The organism is Psychrobacillus psychrotolerans (assembly GCF_900115805.1).
GTDB lineage: Bacteria > Bacillota > Bacilli > Bacillales_A > Planococcaceae > Psychrobacillus > Psychrobacillus psychrotolerans.
Genome location: NZ_FOXU01000003.1, coordinates 191,464 through 208,070, shown reverse-complemented (window position 1 = coordinate 208,070; position 16,607 = coordinate 191,464). Strand labels below are relative to the sequence as shown.

Below are 16,607 nucleotides of genomic sequence, written 5' to 3'. Positions count from 1 at the left end.
TTTTATATTATTAACGAGATAGCATTTCTCTTTTTCTAATGTTCTTAATAGCACGCCACACCAAGCCTTTTTTTGGTGAAAATACAAATGCAAGAATAAATAGTACTGTGGCTGCAAGCACTATTGCGGCACCTGATGCTAAATTATAGGTATAGCTGAAATACAATCCTAATATGGACGATAACACTCCGATACCAGCCGAGAGGTAGAGCATAACCCAAAGACGATTTGTCAACAAGTATGCAGCCGCAGCTGGAGTGATGAGCATTGCTACAACAAGCACAATCCCAACTGTTTGGAGGGAAGCAACTGTTACCAATGTCAAAAGTGTCATTAAGAAATAATGAATAACTCTTGTTGGTAACCCATATGCCGCTGCCATAGTTGAATCGAACGAACTGACAAGCAGTTCTTTGTAAAAGGCATACACGCATACTATAACAAAAATTCCGATAAGCAATGTTGACCACATTTCCGATGGTCGAACCGCAAGGACGTTTCCGAATAAAATATGATACAAATCCGTACTACTTTTCATAAGTGTAATCATAATAATCCCAGACGCAAATGCAGCAGTGAACATAATTCCAATAGAAACATCATTTTTAATCCGACTGTTCTGACTTATAAAACCAATACCAAGTGAGGTCAACACCCCGGTAAATACAGCTCCAAAAAAGAAGTTAATACCAAGCATATAGGACAACGCAACACCTGGTAGTACGGCATGAGAAATCGCATCTCCCATCAGAGCCATCCCTCTCAAAATAATAAAACAACCGATCACCCCGCAAATAACACCTACCATAATGGAGGTAGTAAGTGCTTTTTGTAAAAAGCCATAATACATAAGTGCATCAATAAAATTTATCATGCTTTCGCCTCCAGATTTGTCAAAGGGGAAAATTGAATGTTATAAGCCTTTTCTAGTACTTCTGGTTGAATAACTTTCTCAACCACTCCGAAGTCAATGAGTTCTTTGTTCAAAAGGATTAGTTCATTGAAATATTCCTTGGCTTTTCTTAAATCATGATGAACGACAACAACGGTTTTTCCAAGATCACGAAGTTGCTTCAATATCAATATAATCGTTTCTTCACTCGTAACATCGACACCAACAAATGGTTCATCAAGTAAATAGATTTCAGGCTCTTGTGCCAATGCTCTTGCAAGAAACACTCTTTGTTGTTGACCACCAGAGAGTTCTCCAATTTGCCGATTGCGAAATTCTGTCATTCCTACTTTTTCCAAACATTCATATGCAAACGCTTTGTCTATTTTCTTCGGGCGTTTAAATACACCTAATTTTGGATATGTGCCGAGTAGCACGGTATCAAAAACAGTAATAGGAAAATCCCAGTCAATGCTGCTTCGTTGTGGAACATAAGCTACTTTTGTCCTCATTTCCTTAATCGTCTTACCTAGAATAGCAACCTCACCTTTTTCCTTTTGAATAAGGTTTAATAACGCTTTTAATAATGTCGACTTTCCTGCACCATTTGGTCCAATAATACCTACTAACTTTCCTTCTTCAACTGTGAAACTGACATTTTTCAAAGCCTCGCTACCGAAGTAGGACACATATAATTCTTTTACAGCAATGGCTGTCTTCACAAATAACCCCTCCTACGCTAATGTTTAATACTCGAAATTTGCACAAGGGCAATTTTCTTTACGCAATATTCTTTCCCTAAGGAAACTTTTAGACTAAAAAAAAGCAAACTATTTGTTAATGATGTTTGGAAAGTACATTTTTATCTTTTAAGTATATGAAGCTCAACTCATATTAGTTCCTCCAATACTAATATTAAAAAAATAAATACACTATTTTAAGAAAATGATCGTCGTCCCATTTATTAAGCGTACGAATTTTTGTTTCCATAAAGACTATTCCAGCTTAAATATTGTTACCAGTTACCAATTTTTTTACTAATTATGACTACCGATGCTTTATCAATTATTCTTGAATTAACCCTCTGTTTACCGTTTGATCGTGAAATAACATAATACTAGCTAAACCAATATTCACATCAAACGATCTTAATTTTTGTCATAACAAAAAAATCTCCATTCAATTGAAAGATAATACCATATTTTACTTAGCATAAAATAAGTGAGATAAAAAAAGGGATCAAGTCTCTTGGACCGTAGTCCTGACTTAATCCCAAATTCTATTTACTATGTATTTCTACTCTAAAATATTATGTCCCAGGAGGGATTCGAACCCCCGACCGACGCCTTAGAAGGGCGTTGCTCTATCCAGCTGAGCTACTGAGACAAGTACTCCCCCACCTAAACTGATAGGAAAGACAAGATTTATTATATAATGATAATGAAGTTAAGTCAATACTATTTCAAAAAAATTATAAAATAACTTTTTCAAGCAATTTATGTTCATCCGAATAAAACAAAACGGTCCAAATTTCCTCATTTCTCTCAGCAATTGCGTAGCTCTTTTCTTTCCGTCCACGGGGTTGCTGAAGACTGCCTGGATTGATAAATAGAATACCTTGCTGCATTTCTGCTCCTAATAAATGCGAATGTCCAAAGCACACGACCGATGCTTGTACCTCTTGCGCTCGATAAAATAGTGGCATTAAAGTAGATTTCACATTGTATTTATGACCATGAACGACTAATACTTTAGTATCCTCAACCGGAAATAAATCCTCTAAAGGAAAACGATCGTCTATATCACAATTACCACGAACAATATGCACTGGGTTGTCAGTAAAATAATTCGCATTTAACTCGCTATCTCCACAGTGGATAATTGCATCTACCTCACCTTGATGGCGCTCAATTACCTGTTCCATTATTTTGGTAGCACTATGGGTATCGCTCATAATCAACAATTTCATTTTACTCACCTATCCTTCAGAAATTATATCTTCCAAAACGAAAGAAAGTTTTTTTATTGCATTGCCGCGATGAGAAATAGCTCCTTTTTGTTCTGCTGTAAGTTCCGCCATCATTTTTTGTTCAGAAGGCACATAAAAAATTGGGTCATACCCAAATCCATTTGTTCCTTTTCTTTCAGTCCCTATAAATCCTTCACACGTCCCTCTGACAGTGAAAGGTTCTTTGTTTGGGGAAGCAACAGCGATTGCACATACAAATCGAGCTGTTCTTTCTGATTCTTTGGTGCCTTCTAGCTCTTTTAGCGCTTTATCTATATTTGCTTCATCACTTTTCTCTTCACCAGCATAGCGAGCCGAATAGATCCCTGGGCGTCCATCTAGTGCATCAATTTCTAATCCACTATCATCTGCGATAACCATTGACTGTAAATGGTTTGCTAGCGAAGTAGCTTTTAATAGTGCATTTTCTTCAAAAGTCGTACCCGTTTCTTCTATATCCATTTCTTCCGCCACATCATGGAGTGTTTTAACTTCATATCCAAGCGGGTTAAACAATGCTTCAAAGTCTTTGGCTTTTCCTTTGTTTTTTGTAGCTATAATAATCTGTTTCATTTGATATCTCGTCCTTTTTTATAAATTTGTAAGCAGCTTCCATTCTTGTAGCACGATATTAGCTTCTTTTGTATAACGCCCAATAAGCAAAAGAAGACCCCGCTATTCGAGGATTCTCAAGCTAACAGGGTCATTTAAATGAAATTGTTCGAATATCTACATTCGGTATTTCTAACCATTTTTCTACAATCGTCTTAAAAATAGGTACAGAACCAGTTGTGTAGAAAATTGGTGTTTCCTTTTGTTGATCCGGATTATTCAATTTATGATATTGTAAATACTCTTGAACATCATGCGCAGTTTCTTCTGCAGATGAAAGTACCTTCACATGTTCTCCAACTGCCTCTTCAATATGCTTTTGCAACAGCGGATAATGTGTACAACCTAAAATGACAGTATCAAACTGCTCTTTTTTTAATGGTGATAATGTTTCCATCACCATATTCCGAGCAAAATCACCTTCGTATTCATTACTTTCCACAAGCGGGACAAAAGTGGGACATGCGAGTGGAATCACTCTACTAGAGGAATTTAAATGCGCAATTGCCTCCTCATATGCACCACTTTTAATCGTACCGCTTGTACCTAGCACTACTATTTCATTACTTTTTGATGCTTTAATCGCCGCTCTAGCTCCTGGGAAAATTACACCTATTACAGGAAAAGGCATCTTCTTACTTAACGAATTAAGAGCGACTGCAGTTGCGGTATTGCATGCAATTACAAGCATTTTAATATTCATCTTCGCAAGAGCATTTGCCAATTGCCACGTAAATTTACGAACTTCTTCACTTGTTCTAGGTCCATACGGGCATCTAGCAGTATCACCAATATAAATTATTTTTTCATTTGGTAGTAGTTGCATAATTTCTTTTGCAACCGTTAATCCACCAACTCCAGAGTCTATAACACCAATTGGGGCTTTCACGTTAATTCCTCAGTTCTTCATCTCTTGATGTAATTTTTCTAATAATATTGCTAAATTTGCAACTTCAGCCTGATCGAAATGTTGAAGTACATCCTCTAAATACTGTTGTCGTTTATCTATAACCTCTTCTATGATTCGAGCGCCCTCTTCTAATAAATGTATACGAACAACACGACGGTCTTGTTCATCTCTTATACGCTTTACAAGTTCACTTTTTTCCATACGATCGATTAAATCCGTTGTTGTACTAAAAGCTAAATACATTTTATTGGATAAATCACCGATAGTCATATCACCCAACTCTAGTAACCATTGAAGCGCTACAAACTGTGGAGGCGTAATAGTATAAGTACTTAGTATTTCTCTACCCTTTTGTTTAATGATTCCAGATATATGTCGAAGCTCTTTTTCTAAAAAAGCAACTTGATCCTGGTCTAACATTGTCTTATTTATATCTTCTGCCATCTATTCCTTCACTCCTCAAAACAATAACCCTATTTCTATTATTGTGACGTGTTATGAGGAAAATGGCAAGGAATCATATCAATTTAACGATAGTTCACCTAATCGTAATAATTCTACAATCGCCTGTGACCTACCTGAAACGCCCAGTTTTTGTATTGTATTTGAAATATGGTTCCTTACTGTTTTTTCGCTTATCGTTAACAAAGTTGAAATTTCTTTCGTAGAATTATCTTCTACTAATAATTGAAAAATTTGACGTTCTCTACTTGTTAAAATCGAACGATGCTGTTTATTGTCGTACAATGCCATAGCCCCCTATCCACTCTCCTACTAACGTATGTAGCATGGGGATGGTAGGTGACGGCTAGTTAATACTCTTTTGAAAAACTTCTCGTTCCTCTTCAGACCACTTTGCTGCACGACCAGTTTTCTTCTCAATTTGAACAATAGAACCACGTCCAGTAAAGACGATTTCATCCTTATCGTTCTTGGCCATATAATGGATATCCACTGAAGAAGAGCCTATAGAATTTGCCTTCACATAAATGCGGAGCTTTTCGTCAAAGAATACTTGTTTTACATAATCACATTGCAAGTCAGCGACGACTGGTATTTTTTCTCCCTTTGGATTTAACCAATCATTCATAAGCTGTATATGCTTGAAGTATTCAATACGAGCATATTCAAAATAAGCAAAAGTCACCGTATTATTTAAATGACCATACATATCTGTTTCCGAAAAACGCACACTTACTTCCGAATAAAAATGGAAATCAGATTCCCATAACTCCATATCTTCTATGTATTTAGCTCTCATATAATTACCTCTCCTTTAAAATGAATGAATATTCATTTATTGTAACAGAGATAGAAAAAATCTGCATAGAATAAAAATATTCTACACAGATTTCCTGATTTTATCTATTGTCTAGCTTCAGAGCCTTCCCCTCATGGTTAAATGGGAATCTTTTCCGTCCAAACAAGTTGGACTGCAAATCTTCCCATTTACTTGTCGGAGGCCCACAGGAAGCGGGTCATGCAGTCGTTGCGACAGGATGTCGAGTACTTAGACTGTATACCTCTCAAAGGCGCTTACGCATTTCTATTAATCAACCATACGGTCGCTTCCGAAGAAGTCTTTGAACATTTGAACAGTTGTATCACGGTTCAAAGCAGCGATGGAAGTTGTTAGTGGAATACCTTTTGGACAAGCAACTACACAGTTTTGTGCGTTACCACAGTTTGCAAGACCACCGTCTCCCATAATTGTATTTAGACGCTCATCCTTGTTCATAGAACCAGTTGGATGTGCGTTAAATAAACGTACTTGTGAAAGTGGTGCTGGTCCCATAAAGTTAGAACCACTGTTTACGTTCGGACAAGCTTCTAGACATACACCACAAGTCATACATTTAGACAATTCATATGCCCATTGACGTTTGCGTTCTGGCATACGAGGTCCTTCTCCAAGATCGTATGAACCATCTATTGGAACCCATGCTTTTACTTTTTTCAAAGAATCAAACATGCGCGAACGGTCTACTTGTAAATCACGTATTACTGGGAATGTTTTCATTGGTGCCAATTGAATCGGTTGTGTCAGTTGATCGATTAAAGCCGAACAAGATTGACGTGGACGACCGTTTATAACCATTGAACATGCTCCACATACTTCTTCTAAACAGTTCATATCCCAAGTTACAGGACTAGTAGCTTTCCCATCTACATTTACCGGATTTTGACGAATTTCCATTAATGCAGAAATAACATTCATATTTGGACGGTAATTTACTTCAAATTTTTCAAAGTAAGGTGTAGATTCAGGTGTATCTTGACGTAAAATTTCAAATTTCACTTTTTTTGTTTCCGTTGCTGTAACCATTATTAATTATCCCCTTTCGCAGAATAATCGCGTTTACGAGGTGTAATAAGTGATACATCTACTTCTTCATAATGGAATACTGGAGCTCCTGTAGCTGGATCAAATTTAGCCATTGTTGTTTTCAAGAACTCTTCATCATTACGTTCCGGAAAATCAGGTTTGTAATGTGCTCCACGGCTTTCATTACGATTAAGCGCACCTAATGTAATAACGCGTGCTAAATATAACATATTTTTTAACTGACGTGTAAATGATGCACCTTGGTTAGACCATTGTTGTGTATCATCCATATTAATATTTTCAAAACGTTCAAGAAGTTCTTGGATTTTCTTGTCTGTTGCTTCAAGTTTGTCGTTATAACGAACAACCGTTACGTTATCTGTCATCCACTCACCAAGCTCTTTATGAAGTAAGTACGCATTTTCCGTACCTTTCATAGACATAACCTTGTCCCACTTCTCTTGTTCCAATTTAAGTTCAGCTTCAAAGATAGAATCATCCATGTCAATAGCATGAGTTTTTAAATGACTCATATATTTAACTGCATTCGGTCCTGCAACACTTCCGCCGAATACGGCAGAAAGTAAAGAGTTAGCTCCTAAACGATTAGCTCCATGCTGTGAAAAATCACATTCACCTGCAGCAAATAATCCAGGAATATTAGTCATTTGATTATCATCTACCCACAGTCCGCCCATAGAATAATGAACTGCTGGGAAGATTTTCATAGGTACTTTACGAGGGTCATCACCTGTGAATTTCTCGTAAATTTCAATGATACCACCAAGTTTAACATCTAGTTCATGTGGATCTTTATGTGAAAGATCTAGATAAACCATGTTTTCTCCGTTGATACCAAGTTTTTGGTTAACGCATACATCAAAGATTTCACGTGTTGCAATATCACGAGGAACCAAGTTACCGTATGCAGGGTATTTTTCTTCTAAGAAGTACCAAGGTTTGCCGTCTTTATAAGTCCAAATACGACCACCTTCACCACGAGCAGATTCAGACATTAATCGTAATTTATCGTCACCAGGAATGGCAGTTGGATGAATTTGAATAAATTCTCCGTTCGCATAATATGCTCCTTGTTGATATACGATTGATGCAGCAGAACCAGTGTTGATAATAGAGTTAGTAGTTTTCCCGAAAATAATCCCAGGGCCACCAGTAGCCATAATTACAGCATCACCACGGAATGCTCGAATTTCCATAGTTAGAAGGTTTTGCGCTTTAATACCACGACATACGCCTTCGCTGTCTTTAATTATTCCAAGGAATTCCCATCCTTCGAATTTCGTTACTAAACCATCCACTTCAAAACGACGAACTTGTTCGTCCAGCGCATAAAGAAGTTGTTGACCAGTTGTTGCACCAGCAAATGCTGTACGGTGCATCATTGTCCCACCAAAACGGCGGAAATCTAATAATCCTTCAGGTGTACGGTTAAACATAACACCCATTCTATCAAACAAACTTATAATTCCAGGTGCTGCATCTGTCATCGCTTTAACTGGTTTTTGATTTGCTAAGAAATCTCCACCATATATAGTATCATCTAAATGTACTGCAGGAGAATCGCCTTCACCTTTAGTATTTACAGCTCCGTTAATTCCGCCTTGTGCACAAACAGAGTGTGAACGTTTTACTGGAACGATAGAAAATAGGTCTACGTGCGTGCCATCTTCGGCAGCTTTCATTGTTGCCATTAAGCCAGCTAATCCACCGCCGACAACAATCAGTTTACTTTTTGCCATGCTATTCTCACTCCTCAATTTAATAGTAGTTGAACGACTTTAAAGTTTCTTAAACGAATGCTAGAAGAGCTTGTACGCCAACTACAGATAACGCTAAGAAGATAATTAATGTTACATAAGTAACAATTTGTTGTGATCTTGCAGATTGTGTAATACCCCAGCTAACTAAGAATGACCAAATACCATTAGCTAAATGGAAAGTGGCTGAAACAACACCTACAATATAGAAACCTAACATCCATGGGTTAGATAAAATCTCTGCCATCATGTTAAAATTAACTTCTTTTGCTCCAATAGCAGCTTGGAAACGTGTTTCAAAAACATGCCAAGCGATAAATACAACTAAGAAAATGCCAGTAAATCTTTGTAATATAAATAAATAGTTTCTCAACGTTCCAAATTGCTTCGGATTATTTTTTGCAGTAAATGCAATGTAAATTCCGTAAAATGCATGGAACATTAATGGAATATAAATTACGAAGATTTCTAACATTAATCGAAATGGTAGACTCTCCATGAAGTGAGATGCACTATTAAATGCTTCTGCTCCTCTTGTAGCAAAGTGATTTACTACTAAATGCTGCGCTAAAAACAGACCTACCGGTATAATACCAAGTAAGGAATGCAGTCGACGCCAATAAAATTCGCGATCGTTCGACAAAACAATTACCCCCTCAAATTTCTGACTGAAAAGAATGAAAACTATCTCAAAAAAGCAAAAGTTCTCAAAAATTTCACATCATCAAGTTACGTATTTATGACATATCCATTGTACTCTCATCATTTTGGAGCGTCAAGGTATCTTTCCTTATTTTAAAATGGATTCCTTTACCTTTTTCGGATAATAAATTGTTAAATTAATCACAATCTAATCAAGTCCCCATTTGTAATTTTTTTATGATAAAATAAATAGGCAATATTGATTTTTGGAAAGAAGGGTTGCTACTTGAATGAAAAGGAACATTCACATGTAACTTCCTTTGGATATGAGTTACTAAGAGACCATGTGCTTACTTCTATTCTCGGAAAACATGAAAAAGATATATTATATTGGGCAGGGAAAGATTTAGCCCGCAAATTTCCCCTATATTCATTGGACGAAGCTATCACTTTTTTCAACGAAGCTGGCTGGGGCACTTTACATTTAGAAAAAACTACAAAAGACTCCGCTTTCTATACGCTAAGTACATATAATCTACCTCAGAGTGGTCAAAGTAGAAGTCATCGATTAGAAGCAGGCTTTTTAGCTGAACAACAACAAAAGATTACTGGTTTTTTAACCGAATGTTATGACGAAGAAGTAAAAAAGAATGGCCTTGTCTCTTTGCAAATAAAATGGGATTCTAAAACAAAAGGGTAACGGGATAGTCGCATACGACTTTTCCTGTTACCCCTCTTTAATAGTGAAACTATTGTGAAAACCTTTTTAACAGATTCAAATAGTTAATAGAAAATGAATTTTAACATAAAAATATTATACGGATTGATGAGTTAGTGCAAGTTCAAATTCATCATGTAAGGCATTTGCTGCTTCGATCATATTTTGTTGGGGTACAACGACTGACACTTTTATCTCTGAAGTACTTACCATTTTCACAGGAATATTTTCTTTTCTTAATCGATCAAACATTTGAGCTGCTACCCCGGGATTCGATACCATTCCCGAACCGACAATAGAAACCTTTGAAAGACCAACTTCAAAATCTGCGAAAGTAAAGCCTAGTGCTTGTTTGTGTGTCTCTAAAACTGTTATCGCTTCAGACAAGGATTCCTTTTTAATAGAAAAGGATACTGCAGGTTTCACCCCTTCTACTATCGACTGCACAATAATATCTACGTTTATATGATTTGCTGCTAAAGTCGTAAAAATAGAAGCGAGAGAACCATTAAAAGGTATTTCGTATTCTATAGTCAATCGGACGATATCTGATTCAAATGCCACTCCACGAACTACTAAATTATTTTCCACATCTACTTCCTCCTTCAAAATCGTTCCTTCTCCATCTTTAAAGCTCGGGCGCACTCTTAATGGAACCTTATAATTTTTAGCAAATTCAACTGCACGTGGATGTAATACTCCCGCACCTAAATTAGCGAGTTCCAACATTTCGTCATATTCAAGCTGTTCCAGTTTACGCGCACTTTCAATATAGCGAGGATCAGACGTGTAAATACCGTCTACATCTGTATAAATATCGCAAATTTCTGCTTCAATAGAAGCAGCAATAGCTACAGCAGTTGTATCAGATCCTCCTCTGCCAAGTGTAGTAATCTCTCCTGCTTCAGATATTCCTTGAAAACCAGCTACAATAACTACTTTATTCGCTGCAAGTAATCCATCAATTTTTGAAGGATCCATTTTCATTACTTTTGCATTTCTATGTACACTATCTGTTATCAGACCTGCCTGAGCACCTGTGAGAGAAATGGCTTCTACTCCAATTGCGTTTAACTTGAGAGAAAGCAATGCCATTGTAACTTGCTCCCCAGAAGATAAAAGCATGTCCATTTCACGTTTGGACGGTGAATCTGCTAATTCGAAAGCCAATTTTGATAATTCATCTGTCGCTTTACCCATTGCGGATACAACAACCACAATATCATGACCATTTTCTTTTTCACCTTTTACCCGATTAGCAACATCTGTAATCTTTTCAGTTGATTCAACCGAAGTACCGCCAAATTTCATTACAATTTTAGTCATGATCATCCGCTCCCTTATTAACTGAAAGGATTAAAAAATGCTTTTCACATATTGTGAAAAGCATTGTCTCATACACGGTCCAAAAAATCTGTCCATGTGAGATAGCCCTCCAGAATATCAAATTCTGACAATCCTACATCTATTAAATGCAGAACCAACAACAGAATAGGAAAAGCTATTCTATGTTTCGGCGAAAAACCCTTTCTTCAGCTATTCTAGGAACTTTCCTTCCTCCTGCTGAGTACTGATGTCTAATCGCACCTCTATCTTCACTTATAATAGTGAATATTAAATTGTTACAACCATAACATATGATTATTCAGAAGACAATACATTTTTCTGATAATGGTCAATTACTAAATCTGCTTGCTTACTCGGTAATCCTGCTGCCATTAACTCTTCTTTGCTAGCAGCTTGTATTTTCTTTAAAGAACCAAATTGTTTTAGTAATAACTTTTTCCGTTGAGGACCAATCCCTTCAATACCATCTAGAGAAGATGCAATTGTGTGCTTTCCACGCTGTTGTCTATGGAATGTTATAGCAAAACGATGGACTTCATCCTGAATTCGTTGGAGCAAATAAAAACCTTCGCTAGTCCGCTTCATCGGTATTATCTCCAAAGGATCACCATAAATAAGTTGAGAAGTCTGATGCTTGCCGTCCTTTGCAAGCCCAGCAATCGGTATATCAAGACCTAGTTCATCCTCAATAATTTCGCGCGCTGCCTCTATTTGCCCTTTTCCACCATCAATGATTACTAAATCGGGTAGTGGTAAATTCTCCTTCAAGACTCTTGTATATCTTCGCCGTACAACTTCACGCATAGCACCATAATCATCATGTTTGGCAGCCGTTTTTGTCTTGTATTTACGATAATCTTTTTTGCTTGATCTACCATCAATAAATACAACCATTGCAGATACAGCATCTGTACCATGAATATGCGAGTTATCGAAAGCTTCTATACGCATTGGAGGTGCAATCCCCATGGAATCACCAAGCTGTTCAACTGCCCCAATCGTTCTCTCTTCTTGTCTTTCGATTAAATGAAATTTCTCCGTAAGAGCTATTTTTGCATTTTTTTCTGCTAACTCGACTAGATTTTTCTTTGTGCCTCGTTGTGGAACGAAAACTTTCATTTCTAGAAGATTTGAAGCTAAGTCAAGATCCGTAGTTAATGGAACATAAATTTCTTTTGGTTTAATATGCTCTGGCTTCGCATAGAACTGACCTAAAAATGTGATGAATTCCTCTTCTGGATCCCGGAAGATCGGAAATAATGACACATCTCTTTCGATAAGCTTTCCTTGTCGGATAAAAAATACTTGAACACACATCCAACCTTTATCAACATGGAAACCAAATATGTCTCTGCTCGTGAAATCATTCATCGTCATTTTTTGTTTTTCCATCACTTGTTCGATATGTGAAATCTGATCACGATACTCTTTTGCTCGTTCGAATTCAAGTGTCTCAGCAGCTGAATTCATCTTTTGAACCAATTCTTTTTTCACTTGCGTATGCCCACCATTTAAAAAGCTGGCTATTTCTTGAATAATTGTCTCATAAGTATTCTCTTCTACTTTTTTCACACATGGCGCTAAACATTGTCCCATATGGTAGTATAGACAAACTCTATTCGGCATTTTTTGACATTTTCGAAGTGGATATAGACGATCTAGAAGTTTTTTTGTTTCATGTGCCGCATGAGAGTTGGGATATGGACCAAAGTATTTACCCTTATCTTTTTTCACCTGTCTTGTAATAATCAGACGAGGATCTTTTTCAGCAGTAATTTTAATGTATGGATACGTTTTATCATCTTTTAACATAATATTGTATTTTGGATCATGCTTTTTAATAAGGTGGAGCTCCAGTATTAAAGCTTCCAACTCAGATGATGTGACGATATATTCGAAGTCAACAATTTCTTGCACTAATCGGAGTGTTTTACCATCGTGTGCTCCTTTAAAATATGAGCGTACACGATTTTTTAATATTTTAGCTTTGCCGACGTATATAATAGTTCCTTGTCGGTCTTTCATCAAGTAACATCCTGGTTCATCCGGTAGGATGGAACATTTTTGTTCGATCAAATTATTCATATTATCACCTGTTTAAAAAAACCGGGTACTATGTAGCACCCGGTTTTAGATTATGCGTTTTTTTCTACAAGTTGTACTAATGCTTCTTTTGGTTGGAAACCTACTGCTTTATCAACAGGTTTTCCATCTTTAAATAATACTAATGTTGGAATTGACATAATACCGAATTGACTAGCAGTAGCTTGGTTTTCATCCACATCTACTTTTACGATTTTAACTTTATCGCTCATTTCAGCATCCATTTCTTCTAGTACAGGAGCAATCATTTTACAAGGTCCGCACCATGTTGCCCAAAAATCTACTAATACTAAACCTTCTTCTATATCTGTGTTAAATGTTTGATCTGTTCCATGAACAATTGCCATATTAAAATTCCTCCTTTATCTACTATGTAATGATTATAACAGACAGAAATACCAACATCTACATATTAGCTTGAAAGTAAATCTTAGCATACCAGAAACAGTCAAAACATTGGAACAAAATTGAAACGACTATAGCTCCATCGAATTGTGGAAGAGTTTTTATACAAGAGAAAACAAAATAAATATATAAAAAATTTCAACTTTGACAAGCACAATATTTTAATCAGTTTTACACAAAAAGGCTGCCCAAAAGTTTTTCTTTTGGACAGCCTCATCTATTATTATGCGTTTACTTTAAGTTTTTTGAACTCTTCAGTAAGCATTGGAATAACTTCGAATAAATCTCCTACGATTCCGTAGTCTGCAACTTTGAAAATGTTTGCTTCTGGATCTTTGTTGATCGCTACAATAATTTTCGAGTTAGACATACCAGCTAAATGCTGTATCGCTCCAGAAATACCTGCTGCAATATAAAGGTCCGGAGTAACTACTTTTCCAGTTTGACCGATTTGTAATGAATAATCACAATAATCCGCGTCACAAGCTCCACGAGAAGCTCCAACTGCTCCACCTAATACATCTGCAAGCTCTTTTAAAGGTGCAAAACCTTCTTCACTCTTTACACCACGACCACCAGCAATAACAACTTTTGCCTCAGATAAATCTACACCTTCAGTAGATTTACGAACTACTTCTTTAATAATCGTACGCAGGTTTGTAATGTCTACAGACATAGATGAAACGTCCGCTGACTTACTGTCATCTTTTGCAAGTGGAGCAATATTGTTAGGACGGATAGTGATAAATTCAATACCATCCTTCACTTTAACTTTTTCAAAGGCTTTACCAGAATAGATCGGGCGGATATATACAGCAGCATCGCCTTCACCCTCGATAGAAGTTACGTCTGATACCAAACCAATTTGAAGCTTGCTTGCAATTTTAGGAGATAAATCTTTCCCAAGTGCTGTATGACCAAAAACAATTGCCTCTGGATTTTCTTGCTCAATCACCGCTAACAATGCTTGACCATAGCCATCTGAAGTATATTGTTTTAAATGTGGATGCTCCACAGTAATTACACGATCAGCGCCATATTTACCAAGCTCAGTAGCTAGTTCTCCCACTGAATCTCCTAATAGAACACTAACAACTTCTCCGCCGCTTGAAATTTGTTTAGCAGCAGCGATTGCTTCATATGATACATTACGAAGAGCACCTTCACGTGCTTCTCCTAATACTAATACTTTTTTAGACATGCTATTTTCCTCCTAATATTAAAATTAATTCGATTCAAATATGCCTTGGCATATCTTTTGTGTACAAAATAATCTCTTCTGAATAAGTTAAACGACTTTCGCTTCTGAGTGTAGTAAATGAACTAACTCTTTTACTTGATCAGCTAGCTCGCCTTCTAATACTTTTCCAGCTTCCTTTTTAGGAGGTAGGTAAATTTCAATTGTTTCTGTTTTTGCTTCTACATCATCTTCATCTATATCTAAGTCATCTAATTCCACTTCTTCTAAAGGCTTTTTCTTTGCCTTCATAATTCCTGGAAGAGATGGGTAACGAGGTTCATTTAGACCTTGTTGCGCAGTAACTAATAATGGTAAAGAAGTTTCTAATACTTCTGTATCTCCTTCAACATCACGTTTAATCGTAACAGTAGTACCATTAATCTCTAAGTTTGTGATAGTAGTTACATAGTTAATACCTAAACTTTCAGCAACACGTGGTCCTACTTGTCCAGACCCTCCATCAATCGCTACATTACCTGCTAATATTAAATCTGCATTTTTATCTTTTAAGTATTCCGAGATAATATGTGCAGCTGTAAATTGATCTAACTCTTCTACATCATCTTCAATATTTATAAGAACCGCTTTATCTGCGCCCATTGCTAATGCTGTACGAAGTTGCTTCTCAGCATCCTCTCCACCCATCGTAAGAACTGTTACTTCTCCACCTTGAGCGTCACGAACTTGAATTGCTTCTTCAATTGCATACTCATCGTATGGATTAATGATGAACTCGGCACCATCTTCTTGAATTTTTCCCCCGCTAACAACGATTTTCTCCTCAGTATCAAACGTACGCTTTACTAATACATAAATGTTCATTTAGATATCCTCCCAATGTAAAATATTATTTACCTTTAAATACAGGTTCTCTTTTTTCAATAAATGCAGAAATACCTTCTTTCGCATCTTCTGAAACAAATACAGTTCCAAAAGCATTTGCTTCTGCTTTCACACCTTCATAATAAGATGCTGGTTTAGCAAACTGAAGCATTTCTAATGCGTTTTTGACAGCAATAGGGCTCTTCTTCGCAATTTTCACTGCAAGCTTGCTTGCCTGCTCGAATAATTCTTCTTCTGGGTAAGCATGATTAGCAAGTCCTAACTGAGCTGCCTCTTTACCACTAATCGGATCACTTGTTAGCAACATTTCTGCTGCTTTCGCAAACCCAACATAGCGAGGTAGTCGTTGTGTTCCTGCAAAGCCTGGTATTAAGCCTAACTGTAACTCAGGTAATCCGAGCTTCGCATTATCAGCTACAAGTCGAATATGACAACTCATCGCAAGCTCCAGTCCTCCACCAAGTGCAGCACCATGAATTGCTGCGATTACAGGTTTCGAGAAAGTTTCCACTCTTTCGAAAATTGTTTGCCCACTTGCAGCAAGCTCAGAGAATGCAGCTCCTGATGTAATAGAAGTGAATTCTTTAATATCAGCACCTGCAGAGAAAAATCTACCTTCCCCTTTGAGCAAGATTGCTCGAACGGCATCATCATTTTCTACTGCATCTAGCAGCTCATTTACTTCTAAAATAACCCCTCTTGCTAAAGCGTTTGCTGGCGGACGATTCAGAATGACGGTAGCTACGCCGTCTTCTATAGTCCATGATAGAAATTCCATCTTCC

The 16,607-nt window shown here is 36.9% G+C and carries 18 protein-coding genes, 1 tRNA gene and 1 riboswitch; of the genes, 1 reads left to right on the top strand and 18 read right to left on the bottom strand.

What is annotated here, in order from left to right:
• Positions 1–10: 10 nt before the first annotated feature.
• From BM260_RS08755 to BM260_RS08700, 12 genes are all read right to left on the bottom strand, one after another.
• Positions 11–871, bottom strand: a complete 861-nt coding sequence (locus BM260_RS08755) for a metal ABC transporter permease (RefSeq protein WP_093537081.1) — start codon at positions 869–871, stop codon at positions 11–13.
• Positions 871–1,614: a metal ABC transporter ATP-binding protein gene (locus tag BM260_RS08750; protein WP_093536966.1), complete on the bottom strand. Its 744-nt coding sequence runs from the start codon at positions 1,612–1,614 to the stop codon at positions 871–873. Before BM260_RS08750 ends, BM260_RS08755 begins: the two co-directional genes overlap by 1 nt.
• Positions 1,615–2,204: 590 nt before the next feature.
• Positions 2,205–2,278: transfer RNA gene (locus tag BM260_RS08745), tRNA-Arg, on the bottom strand.
• Between the two features lie 85 nt (positions 2,279–2,363).
• On the bottom strand, positions 2,364–2,861 hold the full coding sequence (locus tag BM260_RS08740; RefSeq protein ID WP_093536965.1) for a metallophosphoesterase family protein: 498 nt from the start codon (positions 2,859–2,861) through the stop codon (positions 2,364–2,366).
• Positions 2,862–2,870: 9 nt separating this feature from the next.
• A complete protein-coding gene (locus tag BM260_RS08735; RefSeq protein ID WP_093536964.1) occupies positions 2,871–3,473 on the bottom strand; it encodes an XTP/dITP diphosphatase in 603 nt (200 codons plus the stop codon).
• Positions 3,474–3,603: 130 nt separating this feature from the next.
• Positions 3,604–4,401 carry a glutamate racemase gene (gene racE / locus BM260_RS08730; protein ID WP_093536963.1) on the bottom strand — a complete coding sequence of 266 codons (798 nt, stop codon included), beginning with the start codon at positions 4,399–4,401 and terminating at the stop codon, positions 3,604–3,606.
• A gap of 9 nt (positions 4,402–4,410) precedes the next feature.
• Positions 4,411–4,866 carry a MarR family winged helix-turn-helix transcriptional regulator gene (locus tag BM260_RS08725; RefSeq protein ID WP_093536962.1) on the bottom strand — a complete coding sequence of 152 codons (456 nt, stop codon included), beginning with the start codon at positions 4,864–4,866 and terminating at the stop codon, positions 4,411–4,413.
• A 78-nt stretch (positions 4,867–4,944) separates the two neighbouring features.
• Positions 4,945–5,169, bottom strand: coding sequence for a helix-turn-helix domain-containing protein (locus tag BM260_RS08720; protein WP_245762675.1), 225 nt, complete (start codon positions 5,167–5,169; stop codon positions 4,945–4,947).
• A 61-nt stretch (positions 5,170–5,230) separates the two neighbouring features.
• On the bottom strand, positions 5,231–5,683 hold the full coding sequence (locus BM260_RS08715) for an acyl-CoA thioesterase (protein ID WP_093536960.1): 453 nt from the start codon (positions 5,681–5,683) through the stop codon (positions 5,231–5,233).
• A gap of 288 nt (positions 5,684–5,971) precedes the next feature.
• Positions 5,972–6,748: a succinate dehydrogenase iron-sulfur subunit gene (sdhB, locus tag BM260_RS08710; protein WP_093536959.1), complete on the bottom strand. Its 777-nt coding sequence runs from the start codon at positions 6,746–6,748 to the stop codon at positions 5,972–5,974.
• A 2-nt stretch (positions 6,749–6,750) separates the two neighbouring features.
• Complete coding sequence (sdhA, locus tag BM260_RS08705) at positions 6,751–8,508, bottom strand: succinate dehydrogenase flavoprotein subunit (protein WP_093536958.1); 1,758 nt, start codon at positions 8,506–8,508, stop codon at positions 6,751–6,753.
• 49 nt (positions 8,509–8,557) lie between these two features.
• On the bottom strand, positions 8,558–9,169 hold the full coding sequence (locus BM260_RS08700; RefSeq protein ID WP_093536957.1) for a succinate dehydrogenase cytochrome b558 subunit: 612 nt from the start codon (positions 9,167–9,169) through the stop codon (positions 8,558–8,560).
• A 285-nt stretch (positions 9,170–9,454) separates the two neighbouring features.
• Between BM260_RS08700 and BM260_RS08695 the strand changes: the two genes are divergently transcribed.
• Positions 9,455–9,868: a YslB family protein gene (locus BM260_RS08695; RefSeq protein WP_093536956.1), complete on the top strand. Its 414-nt coding sequence runs from the start codon at positions 9,455–9,457 to the stop codon at positions 9,866–9,868.
• Positions 9,869–9,982: 114 nt separating this feature from the next.
• Here BM260_RS08695 and BM260_RS08690 read toward each other — a convergent pair whose 3' ends face one another.
• The 6 genes from BM260_RS08690 to BM260_RS08665 form a co-directional block, all read right to left on the bottom strand.
• Positions 9,983–11,212, bottom strand: coding sequence for an aspartate kinase (locus tag BM260_RS08690; RefSeq protein WP_093536955.1), 1,230 nt, complete (start codon positions 11,210–11,212; stop codon positions 9,983–9,985).
• Between the two features lie 94 nt (positions 11,213–11,306).
• Positions 11,307–11,486: riboswitch (Lysine riboswitch) on the bottom strand.
• Between the two features lie 41 nt (positions 11,487–11,527).
• Positions 11,528–13,318, bottom strand: coding sequence for an excinuclease ABC subunit UvrC (gene uvrC, locus BM260_RS08685; protein WP_093536954.1), 1,791 nt, complete (start codon positions 13,316–13,318; stop codon positions 11,528–11,530).
• 50 nt (positions 13,319–13,368) lie between these two features.
• Complete coding sequence (trxA, locus tag BM260_RS08680; protein ID WP_093536953.1) at positions 13,369–13,683, bottom strand: thioredoxin; 315 nt, start codon at positions 13,681–13,683, stop codon at positions 13,369–13,371.
• Between the two features lie 281 nt (positions 13,684–13,964).
• Positions 13,965–14,942 carry an electron transfer flavoprotein subunit alpha/FixB family protein gene (locus BM260_RS08675; RefSeq protein ID WP_093536952.1) on the bottom strand — a complete coding sequence of 326 codons (978 nt, stop codon included), beginning with the start codon at positions 14,940–14,942 and terminating at the stop codon, positions 13,965–13,967.
• Positions 14,943–15,029: 87 nt separating this feature from the next.
• Positions 15,030–15,803, bottom strand: coding sequence for an electron transfer flavoprotein subunit beta/FixA family protein (locus BM260_RS08670; RefSeq protein ID WP_093536951.1), 774 nt, complete (start codon positions 15,801–15,803; stop codon positions 15,030–15,032).
• Positions 15,804–15,828: 25 nt separating this feature from the next.
• Positions 15,829–16,602: an enoyl-CoA hydratase gene (locus tag BM260_RS08665; protein ID WP_093536950.1), complete on the bottom strand. Its 774-nt coding sequence runs from the start codon at positions 16,600–16,602 to the stop codon at positions 15,829–15,831.
• Between the last annotated feature and the right edge of the window lie 5 nt (positions 16,603–16,607).